At 66.4% G+C, this 19614-nt stretch carries 18 protein-coding genes; 8 read left to right on the top strand and 10 right to left on the bottom strand.

All coding sequences use genetic code 11. The features are described from left to right. Positions 1–158 precede the first annotated feature (158 nt). Positions 159–578 (bottom strand): hypothetical protein, encoded by a 420-nt coding sequence (locus A7D27_RS23385; RefSeq protein WP_069566249.1) that lies wholly within the window; start codon positions 576–578, stop codon positions 159–161. Positions 579–787: 209 nt separating this feature from the next. On the opposite strand from A7D27_RS23385, the gene A7D27_RS23380 reads away from it, so the two are divergent. The 6 genes from A7D27_RS23380 (at position 788) to A7D27_RS23355 (ending at position 7184) form a co-directional block, all read left to right on the top strand. After that, complete coding sequence (locus A7D27_RS23380) at positions 788–1837, top strand: putative 2-aminoethylphosphonate ABC transporter ATP-binding protein (protein WP_069566248.1); 1050 nt, start codon at positions 788–790, stop codon at positions 1835–1837. Further along, positions 1837–3549 (top strand): putative 2-aminoethylphosphonate ABC transporter permease subunit, encoded by a 1713-nt coding sequence (locus tag A7D27_RS23375; RefSeq protein ID WP_069566247.1) that lies wholly within the window; start codon positions 1837–1839, stop codon positions 3547–3549. The genes A7D27_RS23380 and A7D27_RS23375 overlap by 1 nt, the downstream gene beginning before the upstream one ends. A gap of 15 nt (positions 3550–3564) precedes the next feature. Next, the gene (phnX, locus tag A7D27_RS23370) at positions 3565–4392 is read left to right on the top strand and encodes a phosphonoacetaldehyde hydrolase (protein WP_069563060.1); all 828 of its coding nucleotides are present in this window, start codon (positions 3565–3567) and stop codon (positions 4390–4392) included. A gap of 49 nt (positions 4393–4441) precedes the next feature. Beyond that, positions 4442–5461, top strand: a complete 1020-nt coding sequence (locus A7D27_RS23365; protein ID WP_069563059.1) for a putative 2-aminoethylphosphonate ABC transporter substrate-binding protein — start codon at positions 4442–4444, stop codon at positions 5459–5461. Between the two features lie 32 nt (positions 5462–5493). Next, on the top strand, positions 5494–5949 hold the full coding sequence (locus tag A7D27_RS23360; RefSeq protein WP_069566246.1) for a lysozyme inhibitor LprI family protein: 456 nt from the start codon (positions 5494–5496) through the stop codon (positions 5947–5949). A 104-nt stretch (positions 5950–6053) separates the two neighbouring features. Continuing rightward, positions 6054–7184 (top strand): TIGR03364 family FAD-dependent oxidoreductase, encoded by a 1131-nt coding sequence (locus A7D27_RS23355; RefSeq protein ID WP_069566245.1) that lies wholly within the window; start codon positions 6054–6056, stop codon positions 7182–7184. Positions 7185–7282: 98 nt separating this feature from the next. On the opposite strand, the gene A7D27_RS29255 is transcribed toward A7D27_RS23355, so the two are convergent. The 5 genes from A7D27_RS29255 to A7D27_RS23330 form a co-directional block, all read right to left on the bottom strand. After that, a complete protein-coding gene (locus A7D27_RS29255) occupies positions 7283–7987 on the bottom strand; it encodes a methyl-accepting chemotaxis protein (protein ID WP_371914831.1) in 705 nt (234 codons plus the stop codon). Between the two features lie 1284 nt (positions 7988–9271). Further along, the gene (locus tag A7D27_RS23345) at positions 9272–10351 is read right to left on the bottom strand and encodes an ABC transporter permease (protein WP_069563056.1); all 1080 of its coding nucleotides are present in this window, start codon (positions 10349–10351) and stop codon (positions 9272–9274) included. Further along, positions 10348–11295 carry an ABC transporter ATP-binding protein gene (locus A7D27_RS23340; RefSeq protein ID WP_205894807.1) on the bottom strand — a complete coding sequence of 316 codons (948 nt, stop codon included), beginning with the start codon at positions 11293–11295 and terminating at the stop codon, positions 10348–10350. Before A7D27_RS23340 ends, A7D27_RS23345 begins: the two co-directional genes overlap by 4 nt. Then, entirely contained in the window at positions 11292–12242 is a 951-nt protein-coding gene (locus A7D27_RS23335) for an HlyD family secretion protein (protein ID WP_069566243.1), read from the bottom strand. Before A7D27_RS23335 ends, A7D27_RS23340 begins: the two co-directional genes overlap by 4 nt. After that, positions 12239–12877 (bottom strand): TetR/AcrR family transcriptional regulator, encoded by a 639-nt coding sequence (locus A7D27_RS23330; protein WP_069563054.1) that lies wholly within the window; start codon positions 12875–12877, stop codon positions 12239–12241. The genes A7D27_RS23335 and A7D27_RS23330 overlap by 4 nt, the downstream gene beginning before the upstream one ends. A 145-nt stretch (positions 12878–13022) precedes the next feature. On the opposite strand from A7D27_RS23330, the gene A7D27_RS23325 reads away from it, so the two are divergent. Further along, the gene (locus A7D27_RS23325) at positions 13023–13250 is read left to right on the top strand and encodes a hypothetical protein (protein ID WP_069563053.1); all 228 of its coding nucleotides are present in this window, start codon (positions 13023–13025) and stop codon (positions 13248–13250) included. Positions 13251–13384: 134 nt separating this feature from the next. Here the strand turns inward: A7D27_RS23325 and A7D27_RS23320 are convergent, their stop codons facing one another. Next, positions 13385–13603 (bottom strand): DUF2188 domain-containing protein, encoded by a 219-nt coding sequence (locus tag A7D27_RS23320; RefSeq protein ID WP_069566242.1) that lies wholly within the window; start codon positions 13601–13603, stop codon positions 13385–13387. Positions 13604–14072: 469 nt separating this feature from the next. On the opposite strand from A7D27_RS23320, the gene A7D27_RS23315 reads away from it, so the two are divergent. Continuing rightward, positions 14073–14771, top strand: a complete 699-nt coding sequence (locus A7D27_RS23315; protein ID WP_069563052.1) for a hypothetical protein — start codon at positions 14073–14075, stop codon at positions 14769–14771. Positions 14772–14813: 42 nt separating this feature from the next. On the opposite strand, the gene A7D27_RS28125 is transcribed toward A7D27_RS23315, so the two are convergent. From A7D27_RS28125 to A7D27_RS28420, 3 genes are all read right to left on the bottom strand, one after another. Continuing rightward, complete coding sequence (locus tag A7D27_RS28125) at positions 14814–16262, bottom strand: hypothetical protein (RefSeq protein WP_139131225.1); 1449 nt, start codon at positions 16260–16262, stop codon at positions 14814–14816. A gap of 299 nt (positions 16263–16561) precedes the next feature. Then, entirely contained in the window at positions 16562–18673 is a 2112-nt protein-coding gene (gene egtB / locus A7D27_RS23305; RefSeq protein ID WP_069566241.1) for an ergothioneine biosynthesis protein EgtB, read from the bottom strand. 611 nt (positions 18674–19284) lie between these two features. Continuing rightward, a partial coding sequence (locus A7D27_RS28420; RefSeq protein WP_218188493.1) for a type II secretion system protein GspJ occupies positions 19285–19614 on the bottom strand: 330 nt, incomplete at its 5' end.

Raw genomic sequence — 19614 nt, 5'->3', positions numbered from 1 at the left:
TGCAGGGGCGAGCCTTTTTGGTTTCTTTTTTGGCGACTGAAAAAAGAGACTCGCCAGGCAAGGCGAAACAGGTGATATCTGCAAACTCGATAACCAGCTTGGCACCGCAATTCGGTGCTTCGACATCAGCCTTTTCCGTACCAGCCCCGTCTTGCCTCTTACTGCCTCGAAACGAAATCAAAGCGCGCGCCGGCAGCGCGGACGAGCGTGGCGATGTCCGCCTCCTGTTCCGGCAGCCCCGCAAAGATCACCTGCAGGCCTTCGAGTCGCTGGCCCTTCAGCGCCCCCTGCATGACCGCGGCGTCCAATGCCGGCGCACCCCCGATGACCAGAGCGCGCGGGGTGGACAAGCGCGCCACCTGGCTCAGCAGCGCCGCCAGCTGAGTGGCGTTGGCACCGTCGCCGGAGGCGATTGCCAACTGGTCTGTCAGGGCCTCGGCCAGGATCTGGCCCTGCTTCTTCTCCGGCGGGTGGGTGCTGCAGCCACCCAGTCCGAGAGCCATGACGGCCAGCGCCAGGGCAACGGCGCGATGGGGCGGGGGCGGTGTTCGTTCGTCATGCTGAGTTTCCTTCTCCATGAATCGATGGGCCCTGAAGCCTGTCCCGGCGCGGCTGCGCCGGCCGCTGCGCACACGACCCGAGCGCTGGCCTATACCAAATCCGCCAATGCCACTATCGGTGGGCTTGGGGTTATCGCCACATGGATTTCGCATTTGCTCCCTAGCATCAGCCTCGTCGAGCCGTACCGCGCTTCCTGCGGTGCGCCAGTGTTCTGCGAGGTCCTGTCATGTCCGCCACCCCCTATCTGCAGGCTTGCGAAGTGCGCAAGCGCTTCGGCAGCTTCACCGCCCTGGACGGGGTGTCCCTGGACATCGCCGAAGGCGAGCTGGTGTGCCTGCTGGGCCCCTCCGGCTGTGGCAAGACCACGCTGCTGCGCTGCATCGCCGGGCTGGAGCGCCAGGACAGCGGCGTTCTGTACATGGGCGGGCGGGACATCTCCCACCTGCCGCCCCAGGCCCGTGACTACGGCATTCTGTTCCAGTCCTATGCGCTGTTCCCCAACCTCAGTGTCGAGCAGAACATCGCCTACGGCCTCACCGGCGCCCGCCGTGAAGAGGCCCGCCAGCGCGTGGCGCAGATGCTCGAACTGGTGGGCCTGACCGGCAGCGAGAAGAAGTACCCCGGCCAGCTTTCCGGCGGCCAGCAGCAGCGCGTGGCCCTGGCCCGCGCCCTGGCGCCGTCGCCGTCGCTGCTGTTGCTGGACGAGCCCATGTCGGCGCTGGACGCCCGCGTGCGCGAGCACCTGTGCACCGAGCTGCGCCAACTGCAGAAGCGCCTGGGCATCACCACCCTGATGGTCACCCACAACCAGGACGAGGCCATGCTCATGGCCGACCGCATCGCGGTGATGAACCACGGCCGGGTCGAGCAGTACGACACCCCCGAGACCATCTACCGGCGCCCGGCCACGCCTTTCGTCGCCAGCTTCGTCGGCCAGGGCAACTGGCTGCCCTTCGAGGGTCGCGAGGGGTGCCATGCCCGGGTCGGCGACCTGCGCCTGTGCCTGCCCGAGCAGGCGGGCGAGGGTGCCAGTGGCCAGTTGTTCTGCCGCCCCGAGGCCATCGCCGTGGAGCCTGGCCAGGACGACGACAACCGCTTCCGCGCCCAGGTGCGCGAGATCACCTTCCTCGGCAACCGCTGCCGGGTGAGCTTCGAGCTGGACGCCTTGCCCGGCCACCCGCTGCTGGCCGAGCTGGACCCGGCGCAGATGCCGCGCCTCGGCGGGCCGGACATCTGGGTGGCGCTGCCGTCCCGCAGCCTGCAGGTGTTCGCCTGATGGAGCGCACCCTGGCCCTGCCGCAGAGCGCCCGCCGTCGCTCCGGCAACCTGGGCGACCGCCTGTTCATCCAGGGCGGCAAGTGCCTGTTCCTGGCCTTCCTCGCTGTCGCCGTGGTGCTGCCCCTGGCGGCCATCTTCTGGCGCGGCTTCAGCGGTGAAGCCGGGCAGGGCGGTGGCCTGGTGGCGGCCCGTGAGCTGCTGGCCAGCGCCAACTTCCACTGGCTGCTGGGCAACAGCCTCAAGGTCTCCCTCAGCGTCGCCGCCCTGGTGGTGCCGGTGGCCTACCTGTTCGCCTACGCCCTGACCCGCACGCTGATCCCGGCCAAGGGCCTGTGGCGCGGCATTTCCCTGCTGCCGCTGCTGGCGCCCTCGATGCTGCCGGGGATCGCGCTGATCTACCTGTTCGGCAACCAGGGCCTGTTGCGCGGCTGGCTGCCGGACAACATCTACGGCTTCTGGGGCATCGTCCTGGGCGAGGTCATCTACACCTTCCCCCATGCGCTGATGATCCTCATCTCGGCGCTGTCCCTGGCCGATGGTCGCCTGTTCGACGCCGCCTCCAGCATGGGTGCCGGGCCCTGGAAGGCCTTCCGCAGCATCACCTGGCCGGCCACGCGCCAGGCCGTGTTCGCCGCCTTCTGCCTGGTGTTCACCCTGACCATCACCGACTTCGGCGTGCCGGTGGTGGTGGGTGGTGACTACCAGGTGCTGGCGCTTGAGGCCTACAAGGCGGTGGTGGGGCAGCAGCAGTTCGGTCGCGGTGCGCTGATCGGCATGGTGCTGCTGTTGCCGGCCCTGCTCAGCTTCGGTGTCGATGCCTGGCTGCGCCGGCGCCAGGGCGATGCCATGAGCGGTCGCGCCCAGGTCCACCAGCCCAAGCCCTCGCGCCTGCGCGATGCCGGCTTCCTCGCCCTGGTGCTGCTGGTCTGCGCCGTGCTGCTGGGGGTGCTGGGCATGGCGGTGTACTCCTCGCTGGTGAAGTTCTGGCCCTACAACCTGTCGCTGTCCCTGCGTCACTACGCCTTCGAGGAGGGCGCCGGCGGCGGCTGGCTGGCGTACCGCAACAGCCTGACCCTGGCGACCTGCACCGCGCTGTTCGGCGGCGCGCTGATCTTCACCGGCGCCTGGCTGATGGAGAAGACCCACGGCCAGCGCGCCCTGAACCAGGTGCTGCGCCTGCTCAGCTTCGTGCCCATGGCGGTGCCCGGCCTGGTGCTGGGCCTGGGCTACGTCTTCTTCTTCAACCTGCCGGCCAACCCGCTGCACGGCCTCTACGGCAGCATGACGCTGCTGGTGGTGTGCTCCATCGCGCACTTCCTCACCACCGCGCAGATGACCGCCAGCACCGCGCTGCGCCAGCTCGACGGCGAGTTCGAGGCCGCTGCGCTGTCGCTGAAGATGCCGCTGTACCGCCACTACCTGAAGGTGACGCTGCCCATCTGCCTGCCGGCGCTGCTGGACATCGTCCGCTACCTGTTCGTCTCGGCCATGACCACCGTGTCCGCCGCGATCTTCCTCTACAGCCCGAGCAGCGTGCTGGCCGCCGTCGCCGTGCTGAACATGGACGACGCCGGCAACGTCGGCGGCGCGGCCGCCATGTCCACCCTCATCCTGCTCACCTCGGCGGCCGTCTCGCTGCTGCTGGCCGGGGCCTCGCGCGGCCTGCTGCGCCGCTCCCAGGCCTGGCGCCAGACCGCGCCCGGCCACTGATCCACGGAGATCCCCATGCATTACCAGACCCCCACGCACCTGCAGGCCGCCATCCTCGACTGGGCCGGCACCGTGGTCGACTTCGGCTCCTTCGCCCCCACGCGGATCTTCGTCGAGGCCTTCGCCAGCTTCGACGTCGAGCTCAGCCTGGAGGAAGCGCGCGGCCCCATGGGCATGGGCAAGTGGGACCACATCCGTACCCTGTGCGACGTGCCGGCCATCGCCGCGCGCTTCGAGCGCCGCTTCGGCCGGCTGCCCACGGACGCGGACGTGACCGCGATCTACGAGCGCTTCATGCCGCTGCAGATCGCCAAGGTCGGCGAGCACTCGGCGCTGATCCCCGGCGCCCTGGACGCCATCGCCGCCCTGCGCCAGCGCGGGCTGAAGATCGGCACCTGCTCCGGCTACCCCAGGGTGGTGATGGACAAGGTGGTGGAGCTGGCCGCCGAGGCCGGCTACCGCCCGGACCACGTGGTCGCCACCGACGAGGTGCCCAGGGGCCGCCCGAGCCCGGCCCAGGCCCTGGCCAACGTCATCGCCCTGGGGCTGGACGACGTGGCCGCCTGCGTGAAGGTGGACGACACCGAGCCCGGCATCCTCGAAGGCCGCAGCGCCGGCATGTGGACCGTGGCGCTGCGCTTCTCCGGCAACTTCCTCGGGCTGGACTTCGCCACCTACCAGGCCCTGCCGGCCGCGCGCCTGGCCGAGGAGCGTGCCCGTATCGACGCACTGTTCGCGCCGAGCCGCCCGCATTACCTGATCGACACCATCGCCGACCTGCCGGAGGTGATCGACCTGATCAACGCCCGCCTGGCACGAGGTGAAACCCCTGCCAACGCCTAACCACAGCAAGCCAAACCCGACCCCAGCACACCAACCCAAGGAGCTTCACATGTTCAAGCGTCTCGCCTTCGCTGCCGCCGTTGTCGCAGGCTTCGCCCTGCAGGCCCAGGCCGCCACCGAGCTGACCGTCTACACAGCCCTGGAGGCCGAGCAACTGGCGGCCTACAAGAAGGCCTTCGAGAAGGAAAACCCGGACATCGAGATCAAGTGGGTGCGTGACTCCACCGGCATCATCACCGCCAAGCTGCTGGCCGAGAAGGAACGCCCCCAGGCCGACGCCGTGTGGGGCCTGGCCGCCTCCAGCCTGGCCATCCTCGACACCCAGGGCATGCTGGAGCACTACGCGCCCAAGCACCTGGACAGCATCGGCGCCAACTACCGCGACGCTGCCAACCCGCCGGCCTGGGTGGGCATGGACGTGTGGGCCGCCACCATCTGCTTCAACACCGTCGAAGCCGAGAAGCAGGGCCTGACCAAGCCCGGTAGCTGGGAAGACCTGACCAAGCCCGAGTACAAGGGCAAGATCGTCATGCCCAACCCGGCGTCCTCCGGCACCGGCTTCCTCGACGTCAGCGCCTGGCTGCAGACCTTCGGCGAGAAGCAGGGCTGGGCCTACATGGATGCGCTGCACCAGAACATCGGCCAGTACGTCCATTCCGGCTCCAAGCCGTGCAAGCTGGCCGCCGCCGGTGAGTTCCCCATCGGCATCTCCTTCGAATACCCGGCCGTGCAGCTCAAGCGCCAGGGCGCGCCGCTGGACATCGTCCTGCCGAAGGAAGGCCTGGGTTGGGAGATCGAAGCCACCGGCATCGTCAAGGGCACCGACAAGCTCGACGCCGCCAAGAAGCTCGCCGACTTCTCCGCCAGCCCCGCCGCGATGGACCTGTACAAGGAGAACTTCGCCGTCCTCGCCGCCCCCGGCATCGCCAAGCCGCAGACCGAACTGCCCGCCGACTACGAGCAGCGCCTGATCAAGAACGACTTCGCCTGGGCTTCGAAGAACCGCGATAGCATCCTCGCCGAATGGCGCAAGCGGTATGACGGCAAGTCGGAGAAGCTGCCGCAATAAGCGCTCGTCCACCCAGCAAGGAGTCACCTGCGATGCGCCCGGTCATGCTGTTCGTCTTCACCTCACTGTTGGTCCTGACGCTGCCCTGCGGGGCGGCTGACGAGGGCCTCGTGCCCAGCCAGCGCCAGTTGCGTGAAGCCTGCAGCATGAGCGGTTCGCAAGCGGCCCTGAACGCCTGCCTGCACGAGAAGCTGGGCGACAGCCAGCACGCCGTCGAGCGAGCCGAGTCGGCCCTGTTCGCAGCGTTCGAGCGGTGGGACGAGGACGCTGAACAGGTCCGCACCGGCCAAGGCCGCGCACGTGCTGCCCGCCAATCATTCATCGAGTACCGGGAGCGCCAATGCGCCCTGGCCGCGTCGGTCGGTGGCGGTGCCATCGGCCATGCGCTGGAGGCCCGGCGCCTGGCCTGTACCGCCGAGCTGAACTACCAGCGCGCGCAGCAACTGGAAGCGCTGGCCCGTGAACTGCCGGCGAGGCTGTCTTCCTGACGTGAACGCTCCTGGGCGGACTCGATGATCCCGTGTCGTCACGCGCCTGTCCCGCTCCCGGGGCAGGCACGTGACGGTCACACCTGACCCATAGGATTCCCGCAATGCCCATCCACGACACCGATATCGCCATCGTCGGCGCCGGTATCCTCGGCCTTTCCCACGCCTATGCCGCTGCACGGCGCGGCCTGCGGGTGACGGTTTTCGAACGCAGCGAGCAGCCCCTGGGCGCCTCGGTGCGCAACTTCGGCCAGGCGCTGATCACCGGCCAGGCACCGGGCCCGATGCTGGACCTGGCCCGGGAGGCCCGACCGATCTGGGCGCACCTTGCCGAGTCGGCCGGCTTCCACATCCGCCGTCAGGGCTCGCTGCTGTTCGCCCGCGACGAAGCCGAAGAGCAGGTGCTCGACGCCTTCTGTGCCGGACGCGCGCGGGAGCACGGCTACACCGTCGAACTGCTGCGTGGCGAACGCCTGGCGGCGCTGTACGACGGCCGCTTCGCCCACCACCGCGCCGCGTTGCACGGTGCCGATGACCAGCAGCTCTACTCCCGCGAGGCGCTGCCGGCCCTGGTGGCCTACCTGCGTGAGCAGATGGGCGTGACCTTCCACTTCTCCACCCTGGTGCGCGACGTCGAACCCCAGCGTGTGCACACCAGCGCCGGCAGTTGCCGCGCCGAGCAGATCATCGTCTGCTCTGGCCATGACTACCTGACCCTGCTGGCCGAGCCGATGGCTGCGCTGCAGCCCCAGGTGTGTCGCCTGCAGATGCTGCGGGTGCGCCCCGCACGTGACATCGGCCTCGACCATGCCGTGCTGACGGGCCTGAGCTGCACTCACTACGGCGCCTTCGCCGACCTGCCCGAAGCCATTGCCCTGCGCGAGCAGGTTCAGGCCCGCCGGCCGGAACTGATCGAGCACGGCATCCACCTGCTGGTGAGCCCCACGCCCCACGGTGACCTGATCGTCGGTGACTCCCATGACTACGGCCGCGATGCCTCGCCGTTCAATGCCGAAGCGGTGGACAGCCTCATGCTGGACCTGGCCGAGCACACCCTCGGTGAACGGCTGCAGGTGGTGGAGCGCTGGCAGGGCGTGTACGGCGCCCGTGGCCCGGCGCCGTTCAGCGTCATCCAGCCCGAGCCGGGCATCACCGCCGTGCTGATGCACACCGGCCTGGGCATGAGCATCGGCCCGGCGCTGGGCGAACGCACCGTCGCGAGATGGATGGCGTGAAACCAGAGGTTTGCACCCAGGCTCCGGGGCCTGGGTGCAGGTTCAAACAGCGCTTGAGTTGTTGATGCCGGCGTTGTCTTGAGCCGCCGCGTGGCGGCCTACAGCCGGAAGGCAGACATTTCCTGCGCCAGCTCCTCCGAGAGCTGCCGCAGTGACTGGCAGCTCTCGACGCAGTTCTGGAGATCGCTGCGGGCCGCTTTTGCCAGGTCAGCTACGTTGGTGATGTTGTGGCTGATGTCATCGGTGGTGATGGATTGTTCCTCGGTGGCGGTGGCTGCCTGCCGATTCATGTCACTGATCGCCTCGATCTGCTCGGCGATAACCTTGAGCGATTGACGGGTCTTCAAGGCTTCCTGAACGCCGTTGTCCGTGGCGCTCTGGCCGGTCTGCATGGACGCAACAGCGTCTTCTGCGCCCTTCTTGAGGCCAGCGATCATTTGCTGAATCTCATCGGTGGACCCTTGGGTCCGGCCTGCGAGGGTACGCACTTCGTCGGCCACCACGGCGAAGCCACGTCCCATTTCGCCGGCCCGAGCAGCCTCGATTGCAGCGTTGAGGGCAAGCAGGTTGGTTTGTTCGGAAATGCTGCGAATCACCGCGAGCACCTGATCGATCGACGCTACCTGAGAGGCCAATTGGCCCACCGCGTCCGATGCATGGCTGATGTCGCTCGCCATGCTTTCAATGCGCCGGCTGGATTCGTTCACGGCGTTTCCCGCCGACTGCACCTCAGTCAAGGCCCTCTGGCTGGCCTTCGCGGCCTGGTTGGCGCTACCGGCAATCTCTTGCACCGTCGCTGCCATTTCATGCACGGCGGTGGCCATCATTTCGGACATCTCGGATTGCTGCCGACTTCTCTGGCTCGCACTGGAGACCGAGTTGGAAATCTGCTCGATCGAACCAAGCAGGGATCTGCTGGTTCTCAAGGATTTCTCGATCATGGCTTTGAGGGTCGTGTTCATCGTGTGGAGGTTTTCCATGACGCTACCTGAGCCGTAGGCCGGAAACCTGATGGCCAGATTGCCCTGACTCAACGCCGTTACCACTTGATCCAGCTCGGTTGGAGAGGCTCCCAGCAATGCTTTCAGCCGGAGGCTGTTGACGAAGATGAGTGCGGCGATCGCCGCCAGCAGCCCTGCGAGTACTCCGATGAAGAGTTGCTTGGCAGCCGTCATGGCATGGAACGAATCATTCACGGCGGCCTCGGTCCGGGCATTCAGGAGTACGAAGAAGTCGTCGACCGGCTTCATGATCCTGGCCTTGTAGCGGTGATAGTCCTTGCTGTGCAGCAGATCCCGCGCCAGGGCAAGATCGGGCTCGCCTTTCACGACGTAGTTCCCGGCGCTGTCGGCAAAAAGGCCTTTCACGGCACTCATCGCCTTGACCTCTGTTTGCACCAGGTCATTCGAGTTGGCTTGGGCTTCCTGCAACTTGGCGAACTCTTCGGGCGTGAATCCCGCGGCTTTCATCAGGTCGGTGAGGGCAACCGCTGAGGTGTCCTCTCGCGGCTTGGTATCCCCTGCTGCAACGAAGTCCCAGTAGATCCGCTCATAATTCCGCGGGCGTGGGGCCTTGCCATTGCGGATGTCCAGCACCTGCATGTACTGGCGCTCGTACTCTGGGTCAGCGGTCACAACGTAGGTGCGTGCCAATCGTGTCAGGTCATCCGAGCTCTGGCGCAGCTCGTCAGCCAGCAGGTAGGACTGGTAGCGGTTCTCCGCGACAGAGATGAAGGCATTCATCGCTTGGGTCATGGAGTAGTAGGAGTAGAGCAGCAGCAGTGCGCTCACTCCGATAACCCCAATCAAGGTCTTCAGCCACAGGTCGATTGTCTTTCGTGATCTAGACATGATGCTTTCCTGTCGTGGGTAAAGCGTGAGTCGCTAATCCCCAGGCTAGACCAGTTCCCGCAGGTGGCGAGCTTTGCCGAGTGAGCGTCATGAGGTGGAGCGCCCATCGGTCGACGTCAGATGGGCGCGTGCGCCGGTGCTCCCGATGCACGCTGCCGTTGTCGTTGTGGCGTCGAGAACACCCTCAATGCCCATCAGCTTGCACAGGCTGGCTCGCCCGGGTGTTCCGAAAGCCAGCTAGTCCAGGCGCTTGCTCACGCGCTTGACCGCCACCCCCAGCACCACCAGGGTGAACAGCAGCAGCGCGGCGATCTCCGGCCAGAGGTCCGCGAGGCTGGCGCTGCGCAGCATGATGCCGCGTGCCAGGCGCAGGAAGTGGGTGAGGGGCATCAGCTCGGCGAGCCACTGGGCGAGGCGCGGCATGCCGGCGAAGGGGAACATGAAGCCGGACAGCAGGATCTGCGGCAGGAAGATGAAGAAGGCCATCTGCATGGCCTGGAACTGGCTGCGGGCGAGGGTGGAGATGAACACCCCCAGGCTCAGGCTGGCGAACACGAACACCAGCGAGGCGCCATAGAGCGCCAGCAGCGAGCCGCGCACCGGCACCTCGAACAGCCAGCGCCCCACCAGCAGGATCACCGTCACCTGCAGCAGGCCGATGCCGACGAAGGGCAGCACCTTGCCCAGGGTCAGCTCCCAGGGCGACACCGGGGTGGTGATCAGCAATTCCATGTTGCCCCGTTCCCGCTCGCGGACCAGGGCGATGGCGGTGAACAGCACCATGGTCATGGTGAGGATCACCCCGATCAGTCCCGGTACCGTGTTCAGCGGCGCCAGGCGTTCGGGGTTGTAGAGGTTCACCACCTCCACTCCGGTGGCGCGGGGCCAGCCGGGCAGCGGGTAGGCGGCCAGTTGGCGGGCGGAGGCCTGTACCACCTGATCGGAACCGTCCACCACCAGTTGCAGGGGCGGCCGGTCGCGCCGTTGCAGGCGCGCCTCGAAGTCCCGGGGGATCACCAGGGCCGCGCTGATCGCGCCTTCGGCGAACAAGCGGTCGAGCTGCTGCGCCGTGGCCAGGTGGTAGCGGAAGTCCAGCACCTGGCTGGCGCCCAGCTCAGCGATCACCTCCCGCGAGCGGGCGCTGTCGGCCTGGTCCAGCACGGCGGCATGGAGGTTGCGCACATCCATGTTGATGGCGTAGCCGAACAGCACCAGTTGCAGGATGGGGATGCCGACGATCATGGCGAAGGTCAGCCGGTCGCGGCGCAGCTGGCGCAGCTCCTTGAGCACGATGGCCCCGAGCCGGCGCAGGTTCATGGGCGGGCCTCGGCGTGGGAGGTGGGGCGCTGGGTGACGGTGACGAACACGTCCTCCAGGTTGGCGTCGGTGTCGCGCACGTTGGCGTCGATGCCGGCCTTCTCCAGCAGCCGGACGATGCAGTCACGGGCATCGGCCGCGGCGCTGAGCACCCGCAGGCTGGCGCCGATCTGCGCCAGGGCCAGCACTTCCGGCTGCCCTTGCAGCGCGCGCTGGGCCTGCCGGGGTTGGGCGCACTCCACCAGCAGCGGCCGGCCGGGCAGGGCGTCCATCAGCTCGGCGGGGCTGCCGTCGGCCACCAGGCGGCCGGCGTCGAGAATGCCCAGGCGGGTGCAGCGCTCGGCTTCGTCCATGTAGTGGGTGGACACCAGCAGGGTGGTGCCGGCCTCGGCCAGCTCGAACAGCGACTCCCAGAACTCCCGGCGTGACTGCGGGTCAACGGCGCTGGTGGGCTCGTCCAGCAGCAGCAGGTCGGGCTTGTGCAGCACCGCCCCGGCCAGGGCCAGGCGCTGCTTCTGCCCGCCGCTGAGGGTGCCGGCCAGTTGCCGACGGCGGTCGCCGAGCCAGTAGCGCTCCAGCAGTTCGTCGATGCGCCGGCGTGCGTGGGCGCGGTCCAGCCCCTGGACGGCGGCGAGGAAGTCCAGGTTCTCGGCGACGGTCAGGTCTTCGTAGAGGGAGAACTTCTGCGTCATGTAGCCGATGCGCCGCTTGAGGGCCTCGGCGTCCTCGGGGATGCGGCAGCCGAGCACTTCGATCTGCCCGGCGCTGGGCAGCAGCAGCCCGCAAAGCATACGGATGGTGGTGGACTTACCGCAGCCGTTGGGGCCGAGGAAGCCGAACACTTCGGCGCGGTTCACCTGCAGGTCGAGGCTGTCCACGGCGGTCAGCTCGCCGAAGCGCTTGGTCAGGCTCTGGGCACGGATGACCGCTTCGCTGCCGCTCATGGCGCGCTCCAGTAGGCCTGCAGGGGCAGGCCGGCGGGCAGGCGGCGCGCGTCGTCACCCTGCAGCAGCAGTTCGGCACGGTAGGCGAGGCGGCTGGCGTCGTCACCGGTGAGGGCGTAGTAGGGCGTGAAGGCGGCTTCGCTGGCGATGCGGCGGACCTGGGCGTCGAAGGGCGTGGCGATGCCTTCCACCTGCACCTGCAGGTGGTCGCCGATGGCCAGGCGCGGGCGCTGGGAGGCGGGCACGTAGACCCGCGCGTAGGGCGCCTCACCCACCAGCAGGCTGGCCAGTTCGGCACCGGCCGGGGGCTGGTCGCCGGGCTTGTAGGGCAGGGCGTCGACACGGGCGTCGCGCGGGGCGCGCAGGGTCAGGCGCTCGCGGGTGATGCGCAGTTGGGCGACGCGGCCCTCCGCCGCCTGCACCTGGGCTTCGGCCTGGTGCAGTTGTTCCGGGCGGGTGCCGTTGAGCAGCTCGCGCAACTGGGCGTTGGCGCTGTTCACACTGGCGCGGGCCTGGTCGCGGGCGGCACGGGCGCGGTCCAGATCGGCGATGGCCACCTGGCGGCGTTCATAGAGGGCGGCGATGCGGGTGAAGCTGCGCTCGGTATCGGTCAGCTCGGCCTGGTAGCGGGCCAGGCTGGCGCGGGCCGCGTCGATGGTTTCGTCTCGGGAGCCGTTGCGCAGCTCGTCGAGGCGGGCGCGGGCGGCGGCCAGATCGCCCTCGGCTTCGGCCAGGCGGGCATCGGTGCGGCGCGGGTCGAGTTCCAGCAGCACCTGGCCGGCGCTGACCTGTTCGCCTTCGGCCACGTGCCAGGCCAGGATCGGCTCGGAGGCCTCGGCGGGTACGGCGATGCGGTCCCATTCCAGGGTGCCGAGCAATTGCGGCGGCGCGGGCTTGCAGGCGGCCAGCAGGGCCAGGCCGAGCAGAAGGAGCGGGCGGGTGTTCATGGGCACATCTCCAGGCCCCGTTCCAGCAGGGCCAGTACGTGGTTGACCAGGGCCTCGTCGTCGAGGTCGTCACTGGCGAAGATGCCGCGCCAGAGCGAGCCGGCGGCGTAGGGCAGCATCACCAGGCCGAGCAGCGAGACCACCAGCAGGCGTGGGTCCAGGTCCGGGTTGAGATGCCCGTCGTCGCGTGCGGCGGCGAAGCGCCGGGCCAGTTGCACCGGCAGCAGCGGGGCGAAGCGGGTCAGCACCACTTCGCGCAGGGCGCCGCCTTCGCAGAGCACTTCGCGCACCCACAGCGGCGGCAGCCAGGGGTGCTGCGAGAGGGTCGCGCTGAGCCCGCGAACGAAGGCCCGGACCAGTTCGCGGGGCTCGTTCCCGGGCGTCGCCAGGCGTTGCACCATCCCCATCAGCAGGGGCTGCAGGCGCTCCTCCACCACAGCGTCCAGCAGGCGTTCGCGGTTGCCGAAGTGGTAGTTGAGCAGCGCCGGGGTCACGCCCGCATGCTCGGCGATGTCGCGCAGGCGGGTGGCTTGCACGCCGGCCTGGGCGAAGCACTGGATGGTGCTGTCGAGCAGGCGCTCGCGCAGGTCGGGGGCGTCTCCGCTGGGGCGTCCGGGGGTACGGCTGCGGGTCATGGGGCAGGCTCCGGGGGCGAATGGGCTTAATTAAATCCCGATTTAAATAATTCGCAAGCGGGCTGATGCGCGTATTCGAGGGGGAACTCGGGGCGGGTTGGCTCAGTCAGCTCTGGGGAGACCCATCGAGAGGGGAGAACCGGCCATGACGCTCTGGATCATCAGCTACCACAAGGACAACAACACTTCGACGCTTGAGCTGGAGGCGCCCGAGCGGCCGACACCGGAACAGGCGTGCGCGGCGCTGCTGGACTGGGCGGAGGACCATCTGCCGGCAGGGGAATACGCCGGCAGCGAGGCGCCAAGCCGGGAGCCGGCGATGCGCCTGCTCAAGCGCTATGGCGTGACCCTCACGGGGATCGCGGCTCGCTAGCAGGCCGCTGAGAACTCGCTGCATTGCCACTTCGGCGTTGAAAACGCCCTGAAAATGCGCGCTCACCCTACAAAAACTGTGCTTCTCCGGCGATTGCCGCCCCTTGCCCCGGTGGACCGGGGCAAGGGGCGGGTTCAGGCGCGGGATGGTTGACGGGGCGGTGGGTAGCTCAGTTCCTGCTCGACAGTGCCGTCTTCGCTGTGGATCAGCACCGTGCCGGCACGCTTTTCCATGAAGGCCTCGATGGCCTCCAGCAGTCGCTCCCGTTCGGCAGCGGTCTTCGACGGGCGGGTCGCGCCTTCCTTGCGCAGCTCCCAGCCCTTGTCCGTTGGGGTGATGTGGTAGCAGCCCATGCAACTCTCCTGGTGCTCGTATTGGTGTTTCCGGACTACGTGCCCCTCCCTGGGCATTGACTACCGGCGCTCATAAGAGTCGCCGGATGTTTCCGGGTTCCGCAAGCGATGCGACTCAGCGCTGCGACGAATGCGCCCGCGCTCCACTTCGCAGACGTGGCAGTGCAGGTGGCGTGCATCCGCCGGTATCCACAGGTCTTCGAGCCCGTCGCGGTCATCGCCCGGCGGGGCTTCCAGCATCCGCTCCAGTTCGCTGATGAGTTGCGCGCACAGGGTTTCGAACTGCGCCCGGTCGGCCCTGCGCCCGCGCGCTGCCTATCCACCGGGGCCGCTCGTGCCCCTGCACATCCAGCCCTGGCCGGCGTCGTCCCGTTCCTACGCGGTAATAGGACGCTATCCAGAACACCGCCCCTCATCTTCAACCCGCCCCGGCCGACCTTGATGGGAATACCCAAAAGGAGAGGTCGCCATGGAAATCAACAGCAGCCTGCCGCTCTGGACCACCCGCTCGGACACCCGTCTCGCTGAAGTCACCAAGGCGGCAGAGTCGACGCGCACGGTGGTCACACCTCAGGAGCGGCCGCAGGAGGATCTGGACAGCTTTATCGAGGCGCGAACCTATGACCGGCTGGGGCAATTGCCTTCAGGCCCGAACATCGCCAGCGATTTCGAGATATGGATATCGGAGCAGGTGAAGCGCCCACCCAAGGAGAATGCCCGTCCGCTGGAGCAGATAAATGCAGAACTCAATGCGACACATGCGGGTTTTCAGGAACTCTACGGCAAGATGCTGCGGGAACTGTCAGGGCGGGAGCCGGTCATGCCTGACGGGATGGTGGGGATATCGGTGGATGGTCAGGGGAAGATCATTGTGCGTAACCACAACGGACTGCTGCGGGATGATGTGGCGCAACGCCTGTCGGCACGGATGAATGCTTCTGAAGAGTTGCTACGGTACGCCAATCGATATGTGGAGCTGGCCATTGAGCGCGTTGAGTCAGACATGAACGTGAACTTTGATGGCTTGGGTCGTTACCACTTGGACAAGGAAAATTTCTCGAGTGTCGTAACGGCTATGGAGTTCAATAGCCTTCAAGGCCATCTGCTTTCATGGGGTGTTATACGTTACGGGTATTGGACGGAGCCAAAACTTTATACAACTGCGTAGAGTGGTTGTGCGGGCCGTTGCTGGCCCGCACGAATTAAAAGATCAGCGCTCACTTTTCAGTAGTGTTTGATGGCATAAGTGTCCAAGGAATATCGGGGTTTCGGGGTTGCCGACACCTATGCTCGGGTCTTCATTCAGCCTTAAGAACCATGCACCGTAGTCATAAGCAGTTCTCCACGTATTTTTATAGCGCCCAGAGTAATCAATGAAAGTGGTGTTCCACCCTCCGTGGCAAGCACCTAAATCAATTGTCCCTCTTGCCCAGCCGTTTACGTTTGTTCTGGATGGGTGGGCGATATAGGGTGTTTCACCCGAGCGAATACGCTGAGCTAAATACAAGGTCGGAGTGACGCCTGTTAAAGGGTTTCCAGTGCTATCCGTCAAAAGCATTGACCAACTTAATGTCTTGTAAGCTTGGGTGGTCATGTATTGTTGCCATGGCGCCAGAGGTGCGGAATAAGGTACGCGCAGTACGTCGGATTCTCCCCCTACGTAGTTATTGCGCATGTAAGGACGTGATCCGATTGTCAGCCGGTAAAGTGGATAGGGTCTCCAGGCGATTGCTGGATTAGGTCGTACTCGAACTAGCAGCGTTTGCTGTGGCGACATTTCATTGATATTGATGCCGACATCCACACGCTGCTGTTGCCAAGCGCCATCTTTATATATTTCCAAAAGCCAGCGATTACTCGTCCCAGCCTCTTTACCCGCCAACATAAGTCGCAGCGCTTGCCCGCGAACACTGGTGAATTCGTAATAGTCGTAGTCCCAGGCACTGTCCGAGTTGCCCGTGATGACGTTCAGGGTGTCGGGCAGGACGGTGGCCGACTCGGGGCTGTCGTTGGGTTCATAGGCATCGATTGGAGCGGCGACCAGTGCGCCGAAGCCGATAGGCGAGCCGTCCGAGACATGAGCATTCATCAGCCAGTAGTACTGGCCGGGAGGCGTGACGGCGAGGATCGATTCGTCTGCATTGCCGGGTTGGTTGGAATGCCCGACCAGTTGGAGGTTGCCGTTACCGACGTCTCTCAGCAGGAACAGCTCGAAGTCAGAACCAGCGCTCTGCCCGGTGACGACGGCTTCGGTCTTGGAGTACTGGCCGATTTCGAAGTGGTAGCAGTAGCTGCCGCCTTGCTGCACACCGGAAAGGGTGTACAGCTGGTTGATTGAGAGCGATGTGCAAAGAGGGGTGTAAGCGTTGTTGCGTGCTTGCAGGCCGTTGCTTCTGCTCAGGGGAGTCGAGTTGGTAGCTGGCGCTGCCTGATCAGATGCCTCCTGCGCCGGTACCGACGGGACCGGGGGAGTAGCGGGCAGGTTGCCGGGCAATGGCACCTGCCGCAGGACGGCGGGTGGCGCAGCATGGGACTCGGCAGTGAGGGTACTGCCCGAGGGGAGCTTGGGGGGATCGGCCAGCGAGTGGGAAGCATGGGCTCCAAGCATGGCCAGCAGCAGAAGCTGGGGCGCGTGGAGCGTGGTTTTGAGGGGTGACATCAGGTTCATCCTTGTCTCTGTTGGAGGGCGAACGCAGATGCTAGGGCGACCCTGTAGATCCCCATTCGGTGGGGTCACCAGTGGTTTTGGCCGCGGGATGTGGGGAAGTGCTTGCAGTACAAGGCGTCGCGGGAAATGCGTAAAGAAATCTGACTGGCAATTTGCCAGCAGGCACATCAGGCTCCAGCCTCATCCTTCACGCTGATAGGCGAAATGAAGGGGGGGCATGCCGCTGAGGTAGGCAAAGCCTGGTCCAACAGCGCATTTTTTGTCGTCGTCATGGCTGCCTTTCGGCAGCCTCACCCGCTCTCCAGCACAAACATCCCCACCTGCGGCGCCGGGCTCAGCCAGTGGCGGGCGAGGTGCCAGCCGGATTGGGCGGCCATGTCGGCGATGCCCTCCAGGCTGTACTTGTGCGAGCACTCGGTGTGCAGCCGCTCGCCGGCGGTGAAGTGGAAGTGCTGGCCGGCGGCGCTCACCCGTTGGTCCCGCTGGCTGACCAGGAACATCTCCATGCACTGTGCCTGGGGATTCCAGCGGGCCAGGTGCTGGAAGGCGTCGAGGTCGAAGGTGCCGCCCAGTTCGCGGTTGATGCGTGCCAGCAGGTTCTTGTTGAACTGGGCGGTGATGCCGTCCCCGTCGTCGTAGGCCGCTTCCAGGGTGGCCAGGTCCTTCTGCATGTCCAGCCCGAGGATCAGCCGTGAGTCGCGGCCCAGGTAGCGGCGCACCGAGCGCAGGAAGCGCAGGGCCTCCGGCGGGCTGAAGTTGCCCAGGGTGGAGCCGGGGAAGAACGCCACGCGAGGGCGCGAGGCCACGGCAGGCGGCAGGTGCGGCAGGTGACCGAAGTCGCCGACCTGGGGCAGGACCCGCAGCTTCGGGTAGGCCGCCTCCAGCATGACGGTGGCCTTGCGCAGGGCCGATTGCGAGATGTCGATGGGCAGGTAGACGCCCACCTGCGGGGCGGCGTCCAGCAGCAGGCGGGTCTTCAGGCTGGCACCGCTGCCGAACTCCACCAGGGCGGCGCCCCGTGGGATGACGCTCGACAGCTCCCCGGCAATGGACTCCAGCAGCGCCGTTTCCATGCGCGTGAGGTAGTACTCGCGGGTGCGGCAGATGGCCTCGAACAGCTCCGAGCCCGTGGTGTCGTAGAAATACTTGGGCGGCAGGCTCTTGTTCCGGGCGCCCAGCCCGGCGCGCACGTCCTCGGCGAAAGAGGTGTCGGCCCCGGCTTCCAGCGGTGCGCCGGTCAGATCCCGGGCCAGGCGCAGACCGGCGAACATCCAGCGCTGATGGGGGTAGAAGAAATTGCGATAGCTCACCCGGGCATGGCCGGCCGGGGTGATGCTGGCGCCGCCGCGCAGCACCATCTGGCTGACCATGAACTTGCCGTTGTATTCGCCCACCGCGCCTGCGGAGGGGCGGAAGCCGGGGTAGGGCGCGTAGGCGCTCGCTGTCCATTGCCAGGCACTGTCTTCCACCTGGCCCAGCACACCGCTGCGGGCGGCCACTTCCCATTCCGCTTCGCTGGGCAGGCGCGCCTCGGCCCACAGCGCATAGGCACAGGCCTCGTAGTAGCTGATGTGGCGCACCGGCGCGTCGGGCGCCAGCGGGCGCAGGCCGCCCAGGCCCAGCTCCTGCCAGCCATCGCCCTGGCGCTGCCAGTACAACGGCGCCCGCCAGCCCTCGGCCTGGACCCGTGCCCAGCCATCGGCCAGCCAGAGGTCGGGGCGCTGGTAGCCGCCGTCGTCGATGAAGGCCTGCCAGTCGCCGTTGGTCACCAGGCGATCACAGATCTGGAAGGGCTGCAGGTAGGTGGTGTGCCGTGGCCCCTCGTTGTCGAACGCGAAACCGTCGCCATCGTGCCCCACTTCCACCAGCCCGCCCGGCAGCGAGACGAAGCGCCCGGGCCGGTCGCCCTCCGGCTCGTGCCAGCGTGGATCGTAGGCCGGCGACAGAGGTGAGCGGCTGAACAGGTGCAGCACGTCCATCAGCAACAGTTCCTGGTGCTGCTCCTCGTGGGCCAGGCCCAGTTCCAGCAGGGCCAGGTCGGGCTCGGCGAGCTCGGGGATGAGGCGTTCCATGTGCGCATCCACATGGGCCCGGTAGGCCAGCACCTCATGCAGGGGCGGCCGAGTCAGCAGGCCGCGCTCGGGGCGGGGCTGCCGAGGGCCGATTGCCTCGTAGTAAGAGTTGAAGAGGTAGGCGTAGGCCGGTTCGAACACCCGGTAACCCGTCAGGCGCGGTAGCAGGAAGGTTTCGAAGAACCAACTGGTGTGGCCCAGGTGCCACTTGCTCGGGCTGGCGTCCGGCATGGACTGCACCACCATGTCCTCTTCGCCAAGGGGCGCCACCAGGTTTTCGCTCTGGCGACGGACGTGCCGGTAGCGCTCAAGGTACGGGGTGCTGTTCATCGCTGTTCTCTCAGTGCTGTGGGCAGGACTGTTGGATGCACGGCGGTGCGGCAGGGAGTGTGAGTGTAGTGCTGCGGGGGGAAGTTGGGGTGCGATGCGTCAGCGGCTGGATGGTTTATTGATAAATCAGGTTATGAACCCGATATAAACCATTGAAATAAAAGCATTTAAATCTCAAGAAATGCAAAAAACCGGTCGACGGACCTCGATCGGCTCTCCCTATTCCGAGTGCTTTACTTGGTTATGGTGATCTTATGTGATGCTTTACATCACAAAATAATCATAACCAGTTGATAAATATGATTATTTGTCTTCATGAAAATGAGTGATGTCAGGGCTTGAGCAATCGCCGACGCTCCCGCTGGCCGTTCCTCGCTCAACCTGAATCTTGTCACCGGCCCCTGGTCCACTTAGAGGGCAACCGGAGGAAATCACCATGAAATCGAACAAGCCGAGCGCCCGTATCCATAACGTCAGCTCCTGCTGGCGCATGGCCAGGTGCGGCGCTTGGCGAAGCGGCAGGCGGCCAGGGCCAGGGTCGTGCCCGGCCACCTGATGAGTCCGACTGGGGCAGGGCGGTGGCGTTCGGGTTTTCTGCCCGGGCGGGCGGCTCAGTCCAGCGGGCCGAACACCTGGCGGTAGCGCTCGCGACCCTGGGGCGTTTCACGGCTGAAGCGCAGCTCCAGGCCCCGGGGGTTGCGCACCGGCGTACCGGCCAGTGCGTGCCAGCCGCTGCCGTCAGCCCAGGTGCGCAACTGGAAGTCGCCGATGCCCTCCAGCACCGTCACCGCGCGCCCCAGGGGCGGCAGTGGGTAGCGCTGCGCCGGGGCGGAGGTGGCGCGCCGCAGCACGCCGCCTTCCACCCACCAGCGCACCCGTTGCAGGGCGCCGGGCTGGCCGGGGGCGCGGCGCACCAGTTCCAGGCGGGTGGGCAGCCGGCC

This window comes from Pseudomonas sp. 1D4, assembly GCF_001728925.1.
In the GTDB taxonomy this organism is placed as follows: Bacteria; Pseudomonadota; Gammaproteobacteria; order Pseudomonadales; family Pseudomonadaceae; genus Metapseudomonas; species Metapseudomonas otitidis.
Note: the sequence above shows the minus strand (reverse complement) of the source record. Positions and strands in the feature narration are given on the sequence as shown.

Coding starts and splice junctions, on each gene's coding strand:
- A7D27_RS23360 (WP_069566246.1), top strand. CDS start 5,494: ATGCGCCCGGTCATGCTGTTCGTCTTCACCTCACTGTTGGTCCTGACG.
- phnX (WP_069563060.1), top strand. CDS start 3,565: ATGCATTACCAGACCCCCACGCACCTGCAGGCCGCCATCCTCGACTGG.
- A7D27_RS23340 (WP_205894807.1), bottom strand. CDS start 11,295: ATGAGCGGCAGCGAAGCGGTCATCCGTGCCCAGAGCCTGACCAAGCGC.
- A7D27_RS23320 (WP_069566242.1), bottom strand. CDS start 13,603: ATGGGCTGCTACCACATCACCCCAACGGACAAGGGCTGGGAGCTGCGC.
- A7D27_RS23365 (WP_069563059.1), top strand. CDS start 4,442: ATGTTCAAGCGTCTCGCCTTCGCTGCCGCCGTTGTCGCAGGCTTCGCC.
- A7D27_RS23345 (WP_069563056.1), bottom strand. CDS start 10,351: ATGAACCTGCGCCGGCTCGGGGCCATCGTGCTCAAGGAGCTGCGCCAG.
- A7D27_RS23315 (WP_069563052.1), top strand. CDS start 14,073: ATGGAAATCAACAGCAGCCTGCCGCTCTGGACCACCCGCTCGGACACC.
- A7D27_RS23385 (WP_069566249.1), bottom strand. CDS start 578: ATGGAGAAGGAAACTCAGCATGACGAACGAACACCGCCCCCGCCCCAT.
- A7D27_RS28125 (WP_139131225.1), bottom strand. CDS start 16,262: ATGTCACCCCTCAAAACCACGCTCCACGCGCCCCAGCTTCTGCTGCTG.
- A7D27_RS23375 (WP_069566247.1), top strand. CDS start 1,837: ATGGAGCGCACCCTGGCCCTGCCGCAGAGCGCCCGCCGTCGCTCCGGC.
- A7D27_RS23380 (WP_069566248.1), top strand. CDS start 788: ATGTCCGCCACCCCCTATCTGCAGGCTTGCGAAGTGCGCAAGCGCTTC.
- A7D27_RS23335 (WP_069566243.1), bottom strand. CDS start 12,242: ATGAACACCCGCCCGCTCCTTCTGCTCGGCCTGGCCCTGCTGGCCGCC.
- A7D27_RS23325 (WP_069563053.1), top strand. CDS start 13,023: ATGACGCTCTGGATCATCAGCTACCACAAGGACAACAACACTTCGACG.
- A7D27_RS29255 (WP_371914831.1), bottom strand. CDS start 7,987: ATGGCAGCGACGGTGCAAGAGATTGCCGGTAGCGCCAACCAGGCCGCG.
- egtB (WP_069566241.1), bottom strand. CDS start 18,673: ATGAACAGCACCCCGTACCTTGAGCGCTACCGGCACGTCCGTCGCCAG.
- A7D27_RS23330 (WP_069563054.1), bottom strand. CDS start 12,877: ATGACCCGCAGCCGTACCCCCGGACGCCCCAGCGGAGACGCCCCCGAC.
- A7D27_RS23355 (WP_069566245.1), top strand. CDS start 6,054: ATGCCCATCCACGACACCGATATCGCCATCGTCGGCGCCGGTATCCTC.